The organism is Bacillus mobilis, assembly GCF_001884045.1.
GTDB lineage: Bacteria > Bacillota > Bacilli > Bacillales > Bacillaceae_G > Bacillus_A > Bacillus_A mobilis.
Genome location: NZ_MACF01000046.1, coordinates 72,080 through 86,023, shown reverse-complemented (window position 1 = coordinate 86,023; position 13,944 = coordinate 72,080). Strand labels below are relative to the sequence as shown.

The following is a 13,944-nucleotide window of genomic DNA, read 5'->3' as shown; positions in this document are numbered from 1 at the left end:
CCCCCTTCTACACTATAATACACTAAAATATCTTGCCTCAGGGTGAGAAAATACCATAGCCGTCACAGATGCTTCTGGCTCCATCATAAATCCTTCCGTTAATGAAATACCTATTTCTTCTGGATGAATAAGGCGAAATAACTTTTCTTGATCCGCAAGTTCTGGACATGCTGGATAACCGAAGGACACGCGTATCCCTCTATATTTCGTACGGAAACGTTCTTCCATCGTCAGTTCTGGTGAATCTGGAATACCCCAGCGATCACGAATGAGCATATGTGTTTTTTCAGCAAGTCCTTCTGCTAGTTCAAGTGCTAACGATTGAATGGCATGGCTGCGTAAATAATCACCCTTCGCCTTCCACTCTTCAGCAATGTCCCGAACACCTTCCCCAACCGTAACAGATAGGAAAGCAACATAGTCCATCTTATCTCCAACTGGGCGTAAATAATCGCCTAAAGTACGATATGGTGCTTTGCCTTGTCTAGGGAATGTGAAACGCTCTATAACACGCGTATGATCTTCTGGATCATATATTACAATATTTTGTCCGTCGCTTTGCGCTGGGAAAAATTGATACACTGCTTTCGGTTTTAACCAAGATTGTCCTTCCTGCAATAATTCGTCTATTAAATCATTTAATTCGTGTGCTCTTTTATCTCCCTCTCGCAGAAGCTTCTTCACATTTCCTTTTAATCCAAGGTGATGTCCAAGTAACATCTGTCTATTTAAAAATGGAGCGAGATGAAGGGCTGGAATATCACGTAATACAATTCGCTTTGTTGAATCAGGCACTATAACCTCTGCCTTCGCTAATGGCTCAATTACTGCTGGAATCTCTACTTTCTTCTCCTCTTTTTCTACGATATGAAGATGACGCTCTTTTTTATCTTGTTTCATCTTCTCGCGCTCTTCTTCCTTTTGAAGTTTATTAATAATATCAAGACCAGTCATCGCATCACTCGCATAACATACAAGTCCTTTATATGATGGTGAAATTCGGTTATCTGTAAACTTTCTCGTTAGCGCTGCCCCGCCTACAACGATTGGAACATCAATATTTGCTGCTTTTAAATCTTCAGCAGTCGTTACCATTTGTTGCGCTGATTTTACTAATAAACCAGAAAGACCAATAATGTCAGGCTTCTTTTCTTGTACTTCTTGTACAATTCGATCTGAGCGAACATTGATTCCTAAATTAATAATCTCATATCCGTTATTCGATAAAATAATTTCAACGAGGTTTTTCCCAATATCATGTACGTCACCTTTAACAGTTGCTAATAATACTTTCCCTTTTTTCGCACTATCGCTAGATTCCATATGTGGCTCTAAATAGCTTACGGCAGCTTTCATACTTTCAGCACTTTGCAATACTTCAGCAACGATAAGCTCATTATTATTAAATAATCGTCCCACCTCATCCATTCCTGTCATAAGTGGACCATTAATAATATCCAAAGGCTTTCTTCCTTCTGTAAGTGCAAGACTTAAATCTTCTTGTAACCCTTGCTTCGTACCTTCTACAATGTAGTTTGCTAGCCTTTCATCAAGAGTTAATGTTTCTTGGATAACGACATCTTTCTTTTTTGCCACGCGATAGAAGTTTGTGAATTCTTCCAACGTCGCTTGCGTCGTTTCAAAAAGCAATGCATCTGCAAGACGTTTTTCTTCCTCAGGAATTGACGCATACCGCTCTAATTTTTCCGTATTCACAATCGCATAATCTAATCCTGCTTTCGTTGCATGATATAAAAAGACGGAATTTAATACTTCGCGTCCAGCTGGTGGTAAACCAAATGATATGTTACTTACACCTAAGATCGTTAAACACTCTGGTAACGCTTCTTTAATAAGACGAATCCCTTCTATCGTCGCTGCCGCCGAGCCAATATATTCTTCATCACCTGTACCTACAGGAAATACTAGTGCATCAAAAATAATATCTGACGGGCGTATACCATATTTCGTCGTCAATAACTCATAACTTCTTTTCGCAATTTCGAGTTTTCGTTCTGCACTAACCGCCATACCATCTTCATCAATTGTTCCTACAACAATAGCAGCACCATATTTCCGAAGGAGTGGCGTCACCTTTTTAAATCGTTCTTCTCCATCTTCTAAATTAATTGAATTAATAACAGCTTTTCCTTGAATATAAGTAAGAGCTCGCTCCATCACATTTTCATCTGTTGAGTCAATCATAATCGGTACTTTTAACACTTTCGTAACTTCTGCCAAGAAGTTTTCCATATCTTCTATTTCATCGCGATCAGGATCTGCCATACAAATATCAATAATATGAGCATTTTTCTTCACTTGCGCTCTTGCGACTTCAGCAGCCTCTTCAAATTTCCCTTCTGCTACTAATCGTTTAAATTTACGTGATCCAATAACGTTTGTTCTTTCACCAACAAATAACGGTCTCATAGAATCATCATATTGAAGTGCCTCTAATCCACTAACCCCATGTCCAGCTCTCTCTTGCTGTTCACGCGGCTTAAGAGACGCTAACGCAGATTTCATTGCTTTTACATGTTCTGGTGTTGTGCCACAACAACCACCGATAATATTAACCCATCCTTCTTCAGCAAATCGCTTCACTTTTTCAGCGAGAGAAGATGGAGATTCATGATAATGTCCATCTTCATCAGGAAGACCTGCATTTGGATAACAAGAAATGTAACACTCCGACAAATCAGATAGGGAACGAATATGATCTCTCATAAACTCTGGACCAGTCGCACAGTTTAATCCAACAGACAATGGCTTCATATGTTCTACCGATAAGTAAAAAGCCTCAATTGTTTGCCCCGCCAGAGTCGTTCCCATCGGTTCAATCGTTCCTGAAATCATGATAGGCACAATTTTATTTAGTTCGTCAAAAGCAGCTTGAATTCCAATATAAGCAGCCTTCACATTACGCATATCTTGACTCGTCTCAACGAGTAATACATCTACGTCGCCATTTAATAATCCTCTTGCCTGCCTTGTATAGGCTTCAATTAATTCTTCAAACGTCACACCACCAGTAACACTAATCGCTTTCGTTGTCGGTCCCATTGCTCCCGCAACATATACTTCCTTCCCACTTTCGTTGACCGCTTGCTTCGCTAAACGCGCAGCCTTCTCATTTAGTTCCTCATCTAAATGCGACAACTCATAATCACTTAATACAATATTTGTCGCCCCAAATGTATTTGTTTCAATAATATCCGCTCCAGCTTCAATATAAGCTTTATGAATCTTTAAAATGACATCAGGCCTTGTTTCTACTAAATATTCATTACAACCTTCGTACTCTTCTCCTCCGAAATCTTCCGCAGTTAAGTCCTCTTGCTGAATCATTGTTCCCATTGCCCCATCTAATATTAAGATGTTATTTTGTAATTTTTCTTCTATACATTTCATCAGTTAATACCTTCTTTCACTTCTTGCTTTTCTCTCACATATTTAACAAGATGTTCTGTAATTTCATATTTTAGAAATGGTGTAATAAGATAAATGCCGTTAAAATATTTCATCGCCGCATCGATTAATTCTTGTGAAATGCGAATTCCTTCCTCAATTGCTGCCTCTTTCGTTTCATGTCCATCCATTCTCTCCCTTATTTCTTCAGGTAGTGTAATGCCTGGCACCTCAAAATGAAGAAAATCTGCATTCCGTTTACTTATTAGTGGCATAATCCCAATAAAAATAGGTTGTTCCAAATGCTTTGTCGCTTCATATACTTCTTTAATTAACGCGATATCGTAAATCGGCTGCGTTAAGAAATATTCCGCTCCAGCATCTATTTTCCGTTCCATTCGCTTAACCGCTGCCTTTAAATGTCTTACATGCGGATTAAACGCACCTCCCACTGAAAATCTTGTTGCTGGACCTATTGATTTCCCTAAAATGGAGCGCCCATCGTTCATTTCTTTGATCATTTTAATGAGCTCAATAGAGGACAAATCATATACAGAAGTGGCACCTGGAAAATCACCAACACGTGCCGGATCTCCAGTTAAAGCTAGCACTTCTTCCATGCCTAACGCTGATAAGCCTAATAAATGAGATTGTAGTCCGATGACGTTATGGTCTCTACACGTTAAGTGAGTCAATACCGGAATATCGTGCTTCGTTAATAATGCTCCCATTGCCATATTCGAGACGCGAGGCGATGCTAATGAATTATCTGCTAGAGTAATAGCATCTGCTCCAGCTCTTTTCAATGCTCTTGCGCCTTCAAAAAACCGCTGCGTATCTAACGTTTTCGGTGGATCTAATTCCACTACTACTGTCGTTTGTTTTTTTGCTTTCTCTGCTAATGTGACATGAGCTTTCGAACGTTTCTCGTGTGTATGAACTACTTTCGGTCTTTGAATCGTATCCTTTTCTATTACAGGCGTAACATTTGCAATTGCACGTTTCATACTTTCAATATGCTCTGGAGTCGTGCCACAACAACCACCTAATAACCGAATACCTTGCTCAATAAACTTCGGCGTCATCGCTTCGAAATAAGCTGGACTTCCCTCATATACGTAACGTCCCTCCACATAATTTGGGAGACCTGCATTCGGATATGCTGACAAATATCCATTTTGCGGAATCGATATCATTTTAAAAGCTTCCGTCATATGAAGTGGTCCTAGTTGGCAGTTCAATCCAACAACATTTGCACCGTAATCTAAAAGCTGTTTTAATATTTCATTTACATCATTTCCATTTTGAGTCGTACCTGCCTCATGTAACGCTAATTGAGCTACAATTGGAATGTTCGTTTGCTTTCGTAACACCTGAACAGCATGAAGTAATTCAAACTCATCATAGAAAGTCTCTAATAGCAGTCCATCAACCTGTTCTTCTAGTAATGCACTTGCCTGCTCAAGTAGCATAAATTCTCTTTCCATATCAGTCGTTGTAACAGCTCCGATATGTTTCATACCGCCAATCGTTCCTAAAATTGCATTTCGATCTGTCACAGATGCTTTCGCCAATTTTACTGCCGCTCTATTAATTTCAGTAACTTGATTTTCTAAACCATACATACGTAATTTCGCTTCATTTGCTCCGTACGTATTTGTTTGAATTACATCAGCCCCAGCAGCTACATATTGCTTATGAATCGATATAATTAAATCTGGATCAGATATATTCAATTCTTCAAAACTACTTTGCAAGCCATGTGAATGTAATAATGTCCCAACCGCGCCATCACCTATTACAATTCCTTTTGATAATAAATCTAGTAATTTCACAAATCTCCCTCATTTCTATCAATATAAAAACCCCCTCTTCACTTTGAAGAGGGGGACATAATTAATCCTCCTCTTATTATGCAAAACATTCGTTTTGCAGGTATTAGCACCGTTTCAAACATTTCGTTTGAAGGTTGCCGGGTTTCACAGGGCCTTTCCCTCCACCGCTCTCAATAAGAGTTTGTCTTTATTATTTTATTTATGTAGCTAAAAGGAAATGCGTTCCCCTTTTAACAATGTTTGTTAATTTTTTAATAAATTTAGCATGCACAAATACAAAAGTCAATGACACTTGCGGAAAAATAAAAATTATTTAAAATAAAGTTGCAATTCAATTATCTTTTGTTGTAAAGTTAAAAACATAATAAAATTTCATACGAACATTCTTATCTAGAGAGGTAGAGGGACTGGCCCTATGACGCCTCAGCAACCATTAACATTTGTTAATAAGGTGCTAATTCCAGCAAATTGTGAAAGATTTGACAGATGAGAAGAAGACTCTATTCAAACCGAAAGCCTTCTTCTTAGAAGGCTTTTTTTATTTTACCCCGCATTAACGGGCAGTAAGATTCCCAACTCAAGATTCAGCTGGAGCAAAGAAGTTAAGTGGGAATCGACTGCCCGTTAAAGCCCGATTGGTTCAACTAATAATCAGTGGGGGATGAATCCCTCACTGATTAAAGTTTCACTTTACATTCACTTAATTGTTAATTTAAAAAGGAGGAATTTTTACATGTCAACTATTGAAACAAAACTAGCACAAATCGGAAACCGGAGCGAAACTACAACAGGAACTGTTAATCCGCCTGTTTATTTCTCAACTGCTTATCGTCACGAAGGAATTGGTAAATCTACTGGTTTTGACTATTCACGAACTGGAAATCCAACTCGCGGTCTTTTAGAACAGGCAATCGCAGACTTAGAGTACGGCGAACAAGGTTATGCCTGTAGCTCCGGAATGGCGGCTGTTCTTCTCGTCCTTTCGCTATTCCGTTCTGGAGACGAACTTATTGTGTCTGAAGATTTATACGGGGGCACTTATCGATTATTTTCTGAGCACGAAAAGAAGTGGAATGTTCGATGTAGATACGTAAATACACAATCTATTAAACAAATTGAGAAAGCCATCACAACTGAAACGAAAGCTATTTTCATAGAAACTCCGACTAATCCATTAATGCAAGTTACTGATATTGCCGCTGTCGCAACTGTAGCAAAAAGACACGGACTACTCCTTATTGTAGACAACACATTCTACACGCCTTATATACAGCAGCCATTAACAGAAGGTGCTGACATTGTACTGCATAGTGCAACGAAATATTTAGGTGGGCATAACGATGTACTAAGCGGACTTATCGTTGCAAAAGGAAAGGAACTTTGTGAGGAAATCGCTCATTATCATAATGCCTCTGGTGCGGTCTTAAGCCCATTTGACTCATGGCTATTAATTCGTGGTATGAAAACGTTAGCGCTTCGTATGAGACAACATGAAGAAAATGCAAAAGCAGTTGTTGCTTATTTAAATGATGAAGACGGGGTGACAGATGTATTTTATCCTGGAAGAGGCGGCATGATTTCATTTCGCCTGAAAGATGAAACATGGATTAATCCATTCTTACAATCTTTATCCTTAATTACATTCGCTGAGAGTCTTGGTGGTGTTGAAAGTTTAATGACATATCCAGCAACGCAAACACACGCTGATATTCCTGAAGAAATCAGAACAGCAAACGGTGTATGCAATCGTCTTCTTCGATTTTCTGTTGGCATCGAAAATAGTAACGATTTAATTCAAGACTTAAAGCAAGCCATTAAACTTGTAAAAGAAGGTGTAAGAATATGAGTTATTCTATAGATACACTCTTACTGCACAACCAATATAAACATGACTCGCAAACAGGAGCTGTTAACGTTCCCATCTATAACACATCAACATTTCACCAATTTGATGTAGATACGTTCGGGAAATATGACTATAGCCGATCTGGTAATCCAACACGTGAAGCTCTTGAAGATATCATTGCTTTATTGGAAGGCGGAACAAAAGGATTTGCCTTCGCATCGGGAATTGCAGCGATTTCTACTGCATTCCTCCTTCTTTCACAAGGTGATCACGTACTCATTTCAGAAGACGTATATGGAGGCACTTATCGAATTATAACTGAAGTTCTCTCCCGTTACGGTGTTTCACATACATTTGTTGATATGACCAATTTAGAAGAAATAAAGCAAAACATTAAGCCAAATACAAAACTCTTTTATGTGGAAACACCTTCTAATCCACTTTTAAAAGTGACAGATATTCGTGCTGTTTCTAAACTTGCAAAATCTATTAATGCCCTTACTTTTGTTGATAATACATTTTTGACACCACTATTCCAGAAACCACTTGATCTTGGTGCCGACGTCGTTCTTCATAGTGCCACAAAATTCATTGCTGGTCATAGTGATGTTACTGCCGGATTAGCAGTTGTAAAAGATACCGAACTCGCCCAAAAACTTGGATTTTTACAAAATGCATTCGGCGCTATTTTAGGTCCTCAAGATTGTTCTCTCGTGCTTCGTGGCCTAAAAACATTACATGTACGTCTGGAGCACTCGGCTGCTAACGCCAATAAAATTGCACACTATTTACAAGAGCACGCTAAAGTTCAAAATGTCTATTATCCTGGTTTACAAACACATCTTGGATTTGATATTCAACAATCTCAAGCTACATCAGCCGGAGCTGTCCTATCTTTCACTTTACAATCAGAAGACGCACTCCGCCAATTTTTATCAAAAGTAAAATTGCCTGTCTTTGCCGTTAGTTTAGGAGCTGTCGAATCGATTCTTTCCTACCCAGCTAAAATGTCACATGCAGCACTATCACAAGAAGCTCGTGATGAAAGAGGGATTTCTAATTCATTACTTCGATTATCCGTCGGCCTTGAAAATGTTGACGATTTAATATCCGATTTTGAAAATGCCCTTTCTTATGTAGAAGAACCTGTAAATGCATAGAGAGAAAAGAAGATATGAAATTAAATTTTCATATCTTCTTTTTATGCTGTTGCGTATATTTTACTTTTCGTATAGTTCAAAAAAAAACGAAAGAGAACCATCTATTTCCAAGTAATAAATTAATTGATATATTAAGAAGTAAAAAAAGGGGCAAAAATAATGGATACTTGTGCAGATGTTTTAATCGTTATCGATTTACAAAATGGAGTATGTTATAGCGAAGAACATTTATTTGATTTACAAAACTTACTTACAAAAGTGAATACCAGAATTTCTTCATACAGAAAATCAAATAAACCAATTCTTTTCGTTCAACATTGTGATGATGATTTAGTACCCGAAAAAGAAATTTGGGCTATTCATGCTGATTTAGATGTTCAAGAACAAGATTTTTTTGTAAGAAAGACACATGCCAATTCATTTTATAAGACAAACTTAAAAGAGGTTTTAGATCAATTATCTGTACATCGTATTGAATTTTGTGGTGCCCAAACAGAGTACTGTATGGATGCTACGATTAAATTCGCTCATGGACTAGGATACGAAAACTTCATGGTACAGAAAGCAACCTCTACATTAAATAATGCATTTATGTCTGCAAAAGATACAATTGATTTTTATGAAAATATATGGAATCACAGATTTTTAAAATTAATACAAGGTGAACGCTAGAATATATAACTAATGTCTTGGTAATTCTAAAATTTATCAGCTATATTCAAACATTTCGTTTTCACCATAAAGAAGCTGACTACGTTCAGCTTCTTTTCTTATAACCTGTTTTATATTCTATATATAACATTATAATTCCTTTGTCATATTATTTTAAAAATTTCGTATATTCATTTGAAAGAATAAGAAATTCATGATAAAATTGTGTTACAAATATATCTATATCTTTCAATTTTTAAAACGCATCGAAATTTTCACCCAAAAATGTCATTTTACAAAACCGTGCTAATTTATCTACTTTATTTACATCAGGGTCTCTTTTCTTACAATTTCTTTACTTTAGGACTTTTTTTCTGCAACAACTGTTTTCTTTTCTTTAATTTTTTGGTATGTATAGTATGGTATAACAGCTCACACGGAGGTGGAAAAGAACATGTTAGAAACCTTTCAAAAAGAAATAGAACTATATGAAAGCAATGCAGAATTATTGAAAGTACTTGCTCATCCTGTTCGCTTATGTATTGTAAAAGGATTAATTGAACGTGGTCCAAGCAACGTTTCTACAATGTACACTGGCTTAAACATGCCACAATCTACAATTTCACAGCATTTAGCAAAGTTAAAAAGTGCTAAAATCGTTTCAAGTGAAAGAAAAGGATTGGAAATTTATTACAAAGTAGAAAACGAGACAATTATTCAACTCGTTCGCGTATTATTGGGTTAGGGACTCATAAACAGAGAAAAAGGGCGTATTCTATATTTTTTATCTCATATCTTTAATATAAATATATATCATGAGAGGAAATATATGATGCTACATAAGTCGTATTAAAAAACAAGACACAGAAATATGCTGTGTCTTGTTTTTTTATATTTTCAAATACCGTTCCAAGCGTAACTGTTGCATATGTTTCGTATGTATAACAACATCAAATGCATCCCCTAATCCTCCGCTCAAAATCATAGAACGAACTGCACGATTTTGTTTTTGAGTTTCAGAAAAAGGATTTCTATCTTGGTGACCCGTAAGCTGATCTAATATTCCTGCTGCTAACAAAAATTCAGACTGCTTCTTATGCCATACTGTATTCATGCCTTGCAAGCTAAACATCTCTTTCAGTTCGTCCCAATGAATATGAGTAGTAAGATCCATTTCACCTGGATGTGCCAAAGGATTGCGGATTAGCTTATGCTCGTAATACCCTCGTAAACTTCCTTCTTGATGTGCAGGATGCATCCATTCTTCTTTTGTATATCCATAATCAACTGTAATACATATACCTTTTTGAAACCATTTCGCAATTTCTTTTATATATTCTTCCATCGCAATTGGCACTTCAAAACGTTGACCTTCTGCAAGATGAATATTATATTTCAATAAGTATCGACCGATACTTTTATGTAACGGCCTCCATACTTCTGAAAGTTTCCCTTCCTCCGTGTACGTAACACGTACCTCATACAACATTCCATTTCTCTTCTCAATTACTTCAACAGGAAATGCATCAAATAACTCATTCGAAAAAAGAATCCCATCGAACGATTCTCCCATTTCACTATGCGACGTATAATACGACACATTTGAAAACGAACAAAGATTTTCCTGCTGCAAGTTTCTATGAAAAGGGCTCATTTCAATCATTGAATAACTTAAATCAATAAAGGTTTCTGGAGATAATTGCTTCCATTCTTGTAAAACATCATAGGCAAACCTTCCTGTTCCCCCACCAATCTCACAAATATTCGGAGCAACTTCACCATTTTCAATAAGACGAATAAAAAACTTAGCAAAGGTTTTTGCAAAAACAGAGGATACATTGCTACTTGTAAAAAAATCCCCTTGTCTTCCAATTTTTTCACGTTCTTTCATATAATAGCCATGCCCCTCTGTATACAATACAAGGTTCATATACGTACTATACGAAATTGAATAATCCTTCTCTTTCCCCATCCGTTCTTTTAAAATGAGCTCCATCCCCATCATGACTCCTTACTGTAAAAATGGATTATTTTCTTTTTCAAAACCAATGCTTGTTTCTGGACCATGTCCACATAGCACCGCTGTTTCATCTGGTAATACAAATAATTTTTCTTCAATACTTCCAATCAATTCAGCAAAACTTCCACCAGGTAAATCTGTTCTTCCGATGCTCATTTGGAACAATACATCTCCAGAAAATACAGCATTCGCCTCTTTAGAGTAATAAGAAATACTGCCCGGAGAATGTCCTGGCGTCTCAAAAATCTCAAAATTAAATGAACCAATTGCTAGTGCACCTTCTGCATCAATAATATGATCTGCTGGTTTTGCTGTAATGCTGCGATTCATCATAAAAATTTGAGAGCCATTTACAGTTGCATCGCCTAACCAATCTGCTTCTTCTTTATGTACGTACACAGGAATATGAAAAGCGTCTCTTACCGCATCAACAGCGCCAATATGATCGAAGTGAGCATGTGTTAATAAAACAGCCAGTGGCTTTAATTGTTCTTCTTGTAAATATGTAACGAGCTTCTCTCCTTCGTGACCAGGATCAAAGATAATACACTCATTTTGATCATTCGTTAAAATATAAGCATTCGTTTGTAATGGGCCTAACGGCATTTGTATCCATTTCATATGAAAATCTCCTCCAATTATTAAACTTACTTTCAATGATACAACATTTTTTTCTCTTAGGAAAAGAAAGGATGCTATCTCGACAATCATTTTTAAAACATGTACAATATAAAAGAGTAAATTTTCCAAAAACTCATATTGAAGAATGGGTAGACAGAGGAGGATATTGTATGGGCCTTGTTATTATTTTTGCGTTAGTCACTCTGTTAGCTGTATTTGCTACACTTAGAACACTTCGTGAAAAGAACTTTTTCGCAGGCGGCTTTGCAATTGCAACTGTACTCGTTTTCGGATGGTTTACGATCATGACTGTTCTATATAACGGGTACCCACCAGCAGCTTAATTCATTAACATCTTATTCTTCATCAAGATTTCACACAAAAAGAGGAAGGGTTTCCCCTTCCTCTTTTCATATTTCACAACTTATACCATCTTCACTTCGTATTTGTGCTTTTTTACAAGCCAAGCTCCTCCGATAACACCTGCATCATTACCAAGTATTGCAATCGCTAACTTCGTGCTCTTTACAGCACGTGAAAAAGCATATTGCTCGAAATAGCGTTGAATTGGCTCTAATAGTGCATCTCCAGCTTTAGACACACCGCCACCAATAACAATTTTCTCTGGGTTCAACGTACTAGCAAGGTTCGCTACAGCTAATCCTAAATAAGAAGCTACTTTTTCTACTACTTCGCTTGCTAGCTCGTCACCTTGTCCAAGTGCTTCAAACACATCTTTTGATGTAATGCGCCCTTCTTCGGCTAACATAGAACGTAGCATACTCTCTTTATCAGTCTCTTGTATTTTTTGCATAGCAACACGCACAATACCTGTTGCAGATGCTACTGTTTCTAGGCAACCAGACTTCCCGCAATTACATGGGAAAGCATTTTCTGTAACGACTGTAATGTGTCCAATCTCACCAGCAGCACCGCTTACGCCGTGTACAATCTCACCGTTGGCAATTACACCGCCGCCAACACCAGTGCCAAGTGTCATACAAATTAAATCTTTTGCTCCTTCACCAGCACCTTTCCACATTTCACCAAGCGCTGCTAAGTTTGCATCATTATCAATAACAACAGGTAATCCTGTTTCTACCTCTAATAAATCTTTTAACGGATAGTTTTTCCACCCTAAGTTAACCGCTTCGTAAATCATTCCAGATGCCACGTGTACAGGACCAGGAGCTCCCATACCAATACCGATTAACTTGCTTTTCAATTCGCCTAACTCTTCTAACTTTTTATCAATAGCTTTCGCTACATCAAGCGTAATATGTTTTCCTTGCTCATTTGTATTCGTAGGGATTTCCCACTTATGTAAAATTTCACCGTACACATTAATAAATGCTAATTTAATCGTTGTACCACCAAGGTCAACACCAACTAACCATTTCTCTTCCATGTTGCTTACCTACCTTTATCTAATTCTTATTTAGCTCTTTTTGAATTTCTTGCTTCAATAAAAATAAAGCTGTTTGATAGTCTTGTGGATCGATTAGCTGTGATTGATTTAATTCACGCAATTCATCTTGCATTAATTGTAAATCTGCAATTCGATCACCCGTATAAATAATCGTACCAAATTTCTTTAGCAATTGCTGAATATCATAAATAGATACCATTTCATCACCCTCTATGCTCACTTACTATAAAAAATTATAATAAGAAAACGTTCACATATTTTATTATAATCAAGAAGAAAAAGTCTCGTCAATTTTTATTTGTCTATACAAGCCCATTTTTAACCATTGTTCCTTTTTCTGTAATAATTTTTTCTACATTTTTATCAAACGGCTCTACCGGAATATGTTCCACCATTTGAAAACTATAAGCTAATGATAGCGTTTTCCCTTTATAATGCACGAGATAACGATCATAATAGCCACCGCCATATCCAATCCGTTCTCCTCGCCCTGTATAAGCTACGCCCGGCACGATTTGAAGATCAATGTCATCTGCACCAACTTCTTCCGTAAGCGCTGGAATTGGTTCACGTAAATTCATATACACTGTTTCTAATTGATCAAAATTACTAATTTGTCGGAAGGACATTGTTCGTGTTCCTTTATTACACTTCGGAACAACAACGTTCTTTCCCTCTTCCCAAGCTTTTTCGATAATAGGATATGTATTCACTTCATTTTCCATTGAGAGAGTGATTCCGATTGTTTTAGCTTCAACCCACTCTTTTTGCGCATACAACGAAAATGCAATTTGCTCTGATAAAGTTGTATACCGTTCTTCTGATAAAGAATTCATGTGCTCTATTATTTGTTTACGTAAACGTAGTTTCTCTTCTCTCACACATTTTCCTCCTCACAGTGATACTTTTCTCTACGATGATAGTGTATCACTTTTAACAGAGGAATCGAATAAAAAAAGAAACAGTAGGAAAAT

General features: G+C 37.0%; 12 protein-coding genes and 2 riboswitches. Of the genes, 5 read left to right on the top strand and 7 right to left on the bottom strand.

Translation table 11 applies throughout. The annotated features are described in order from the left end of the window. Positions 1-12: 12 nt before the first annotated feature. Together metH and BAQ44_RS05415 are read right to left on the bottom strand one after the other, a co-directional pair. A complete protein-coding gene (metH, locus tag BAQ44_RS05420; RefSeq protein WP_071721142.1) occupies positions 13-3,411 on the bottom strand; it encodes a methionine synthase in 3,399 nt (1,132 codons plus the stop codon). Then, the gene (locus BAQ44_RS05415) at positions 3,411-5,243 is read right to left on the bottom strand and encodes a bifunctional homocysteine S-methyltransferase/methylenetetrahydrofolate reductase (protein ID WP_063260808.1); all 1,833 of its coding nucleotides are present in this window, start codon (positions 5,241-5,243) and stop codon (positions 3,411-3,413) included. The genes metH and BAQ44_RS05415 overlap by 1 nt, the downstream gene beginning before the upstream one ends. Positions 5,244-5,313: 70 nt before the next feature. Continuing rightward, positions 5,314-5,423, bottom strand: a riboswitch (SAM riboswitch). A 203-nt stretch (positions 5,424-5,626) separates the two neighbouring features. Continuing rightward, a riboswitch (SAM riboswitch) is annotated at positions 5,627-5,736 on the top strand. Positions 5,737-5,976: 240 nt separating this feature from the next. Here BAQ44_RS05415 and metI point away from each other — a divergent pair. From metI to BAQ44_RS05395, 4 genes are all read left to right on the top strand, one after another. Next, complete coding sequence (gene metI / locus BAQ44_RS05410; RefSeq protein WP_071721139.1) at positions 5,977-7,089, top strand: cystathionine gamma-synthase/O-acetylhomoserine thiolyase; 1,113 nt, start codon at positions 5,977-5,979, stop codon at positions 7,087-7,089. Next, positions 7,086-8,249 carry a cystathionine beta-lyase gene (metC, locus tag BAQ44_RS05405; protein ID WP_071721137.1) on the top strand — a complete coding sequence of 388 codons (1,164 nt, stop codon included), beginning with the start codon at positions 7,086-7,088 and terminating at the stop codon, positions 8,247-8,249. Before metI ends, metC begins: the two co-directional genes overlap by 4 nt. A gap of 159 nt (positions 8,250-8,408) precedes the next feature. Beyond that, a complete protein-coding gene (locus BAQ44_RS05400; RefSeq protein ID WP_063260806.1) occupies positions 8,409-8,921 on the top strand; it encodes a cysteine hydrolase family protein in 513 nt (170 codons plus the stop codon). A 433-nt stretch (positions 8,922-9,354) separates the two neighbouring features. Continuing rightward, a complete protein-coding gene (locus BAQ44_RS05395) occupies positions 9,355-9,645 on the top strand; it encodes an ArsR/SmtB family transcription factor (protein WP_000894375.1) in 291 nt (96 codons plus the stop codon). A gap of 144 nt (positions 9,646-9,789) precedes the next feature. Here BAQ44_RS05395 and BAQ44_RS05390 read toward each other — a convergent pair whose 3' ends face one another. Continuing rightward, positions 9,790-10,902 carry a class I SAM-dependent methyltransferase gene (locus BAQ44_RS05390; protein ID WP_071721135.1) on the bottom strand — a complete coding sequence of 371 codons (1,113 nt, stop codon included), beginning with the start codon at positions 10,900-10,902 and terminating at the stop codon, positions 9,790-9,792. A gap of 9 nt (positions 10,903-10,911) precedes the next feature. Further along, entirely contained in the window at positions 10,912-11,541 is a 630-nt protein-coding gene (locus BAQ44_RS05385; RefSeq protein WP_063260804.1) for an MBL fold metallo-hydrolase, read from the bottom strand. A gap of 170 nt (positions 11,542-11,711) precedes the next feature. On the opposite strand from BAQ44_RS05385, the gene BAQ44_RS05380 reads away from it, so the two are divergent. Continuing rightward, a complete protein-coding gene (locus BAQ44_RS05380; RefSeq protein WP_000524846.1) occupies positions 11,712-11,885 on the top strand; it encodes a DUF2759 domain-containing protein in 174 nt (57 codons plus the stop codon). An 80-nt stretch (positions 11,886-11,965) separates the two neighbouring features. On the opposite strand, the gene glcK is transcribed toward BAQ44_RS05380, so the two are convergent. The 3 genes from glcK to BAQ44_RS05365 all read right to left on the bottom strand — a co-directional run bounded on the left by glcK (position 11,966) and on the right by BAQ44_RS05365 (position 13,851). Further along, complete coding sequence (glcK, locus tag BAQ44_RS05375; RefSeq protein WP_071721133.1) at positions 11,966-12,949, bottom strand: glucokinase; 984 nt, start codon at positions 12,947-12,949, stop codon at positions 11,966-11,968. Positions 12,950-12,968: 19 nt separating this feature from the next. Next, a complete protein-coding gene (locus BAQ44_RS05370; RefSeq protein ID WP_000253699.1) occupies positions 12,969-13,169 on the bottom strand; it encodes a YqgQ family protein in 201 nt (66 codons plus the stop codon). A 103-nt stretch (positions 13,170-13,272) separates the two neighbouring features. Next, positions 13,273-13,851: a 5-formyltetrahydrofolate cyclo-ligase gene (locus BAQ44_RS05365; RefSeq protein ID WP_063260802.1), complete on the bottom strand. Its 579-nt coding sequence runs from the start codon at positions 13,849-13,851 to the stop codon at positions 13,273-13,275. Between the last annotated feature and the right edge of the window lie 93 nt (positions 13,852-13,944).

Bases quoted from the DNA above. Each gene is read 5' to 3' on its own strand.
- BAQ44_RS05370 (WP_000253699.1), bottom strand. From the start codon at position 13,169: ATGGTATCTATTTATGATATTCAGCAATTGCTAAAGAAATTTGGTACG.
- glcK (WP_071721133.1), bottom strand. From the start codon at position 12,949: ATGGAAGAGAAATGGTTAGTTGGTGTTGACCTTGGTGGTACAACGATT.
- metC (WP_071721137.1), top strand. From the start codon at position 7,086: ATGAGTTATTCTATAGATACACTCTTACTGCACAACCAATATAAACAT.
- metI (WP_071721139.1), top strand. From the start codon at position 5,977: ATGTCAACTATTGAAACAAAACTAGCACAAATCGGAAACCGGAGCGAA.
- BAQ44_RS05390 (WP_071721135.1), bottom strand. From the start codon at position 10,902: ATGGGGATGGAGCTCATTTTAAAAGAACGGATGGGGAAAGAGAAGGAT.
- BAQ44_RS05400 (WP_063260806.1), top strand. From the start codon at position 8,409: ATGGATACTTGTGCAGATGTTTTAATCGTTATCGATTTACAAAATGGA.
- BAQ44_RS05385 (WP_063260804.1), bottom strand. From the start codon at position 11,541: ATGAAATGGATACAAATGCCGTTAGGCCCATTACAAACGAATGCTTAT.
- BAQ44_RS05395 (WP_000894375.1), top strand. From the start codon at position 9,355: ATGTTAGAAACCTTTCAAAAAGAAATAGAACTATATGAAAGCAATGCA.
- BAQ44_RS05380 (WP_000524846.1), top strand. From the start codon at position 11,712: ATGGGCCTTGTTATTATTTTTGCGTTAGTCACTCTGTTAGCTGTATTT.
- metH (WP_071721142.1), bottom strand. From the start codon at position 3,411: ATGAAATGTATAGAAGAAAAATTACAAAATAACATCTTAATATTAGAT.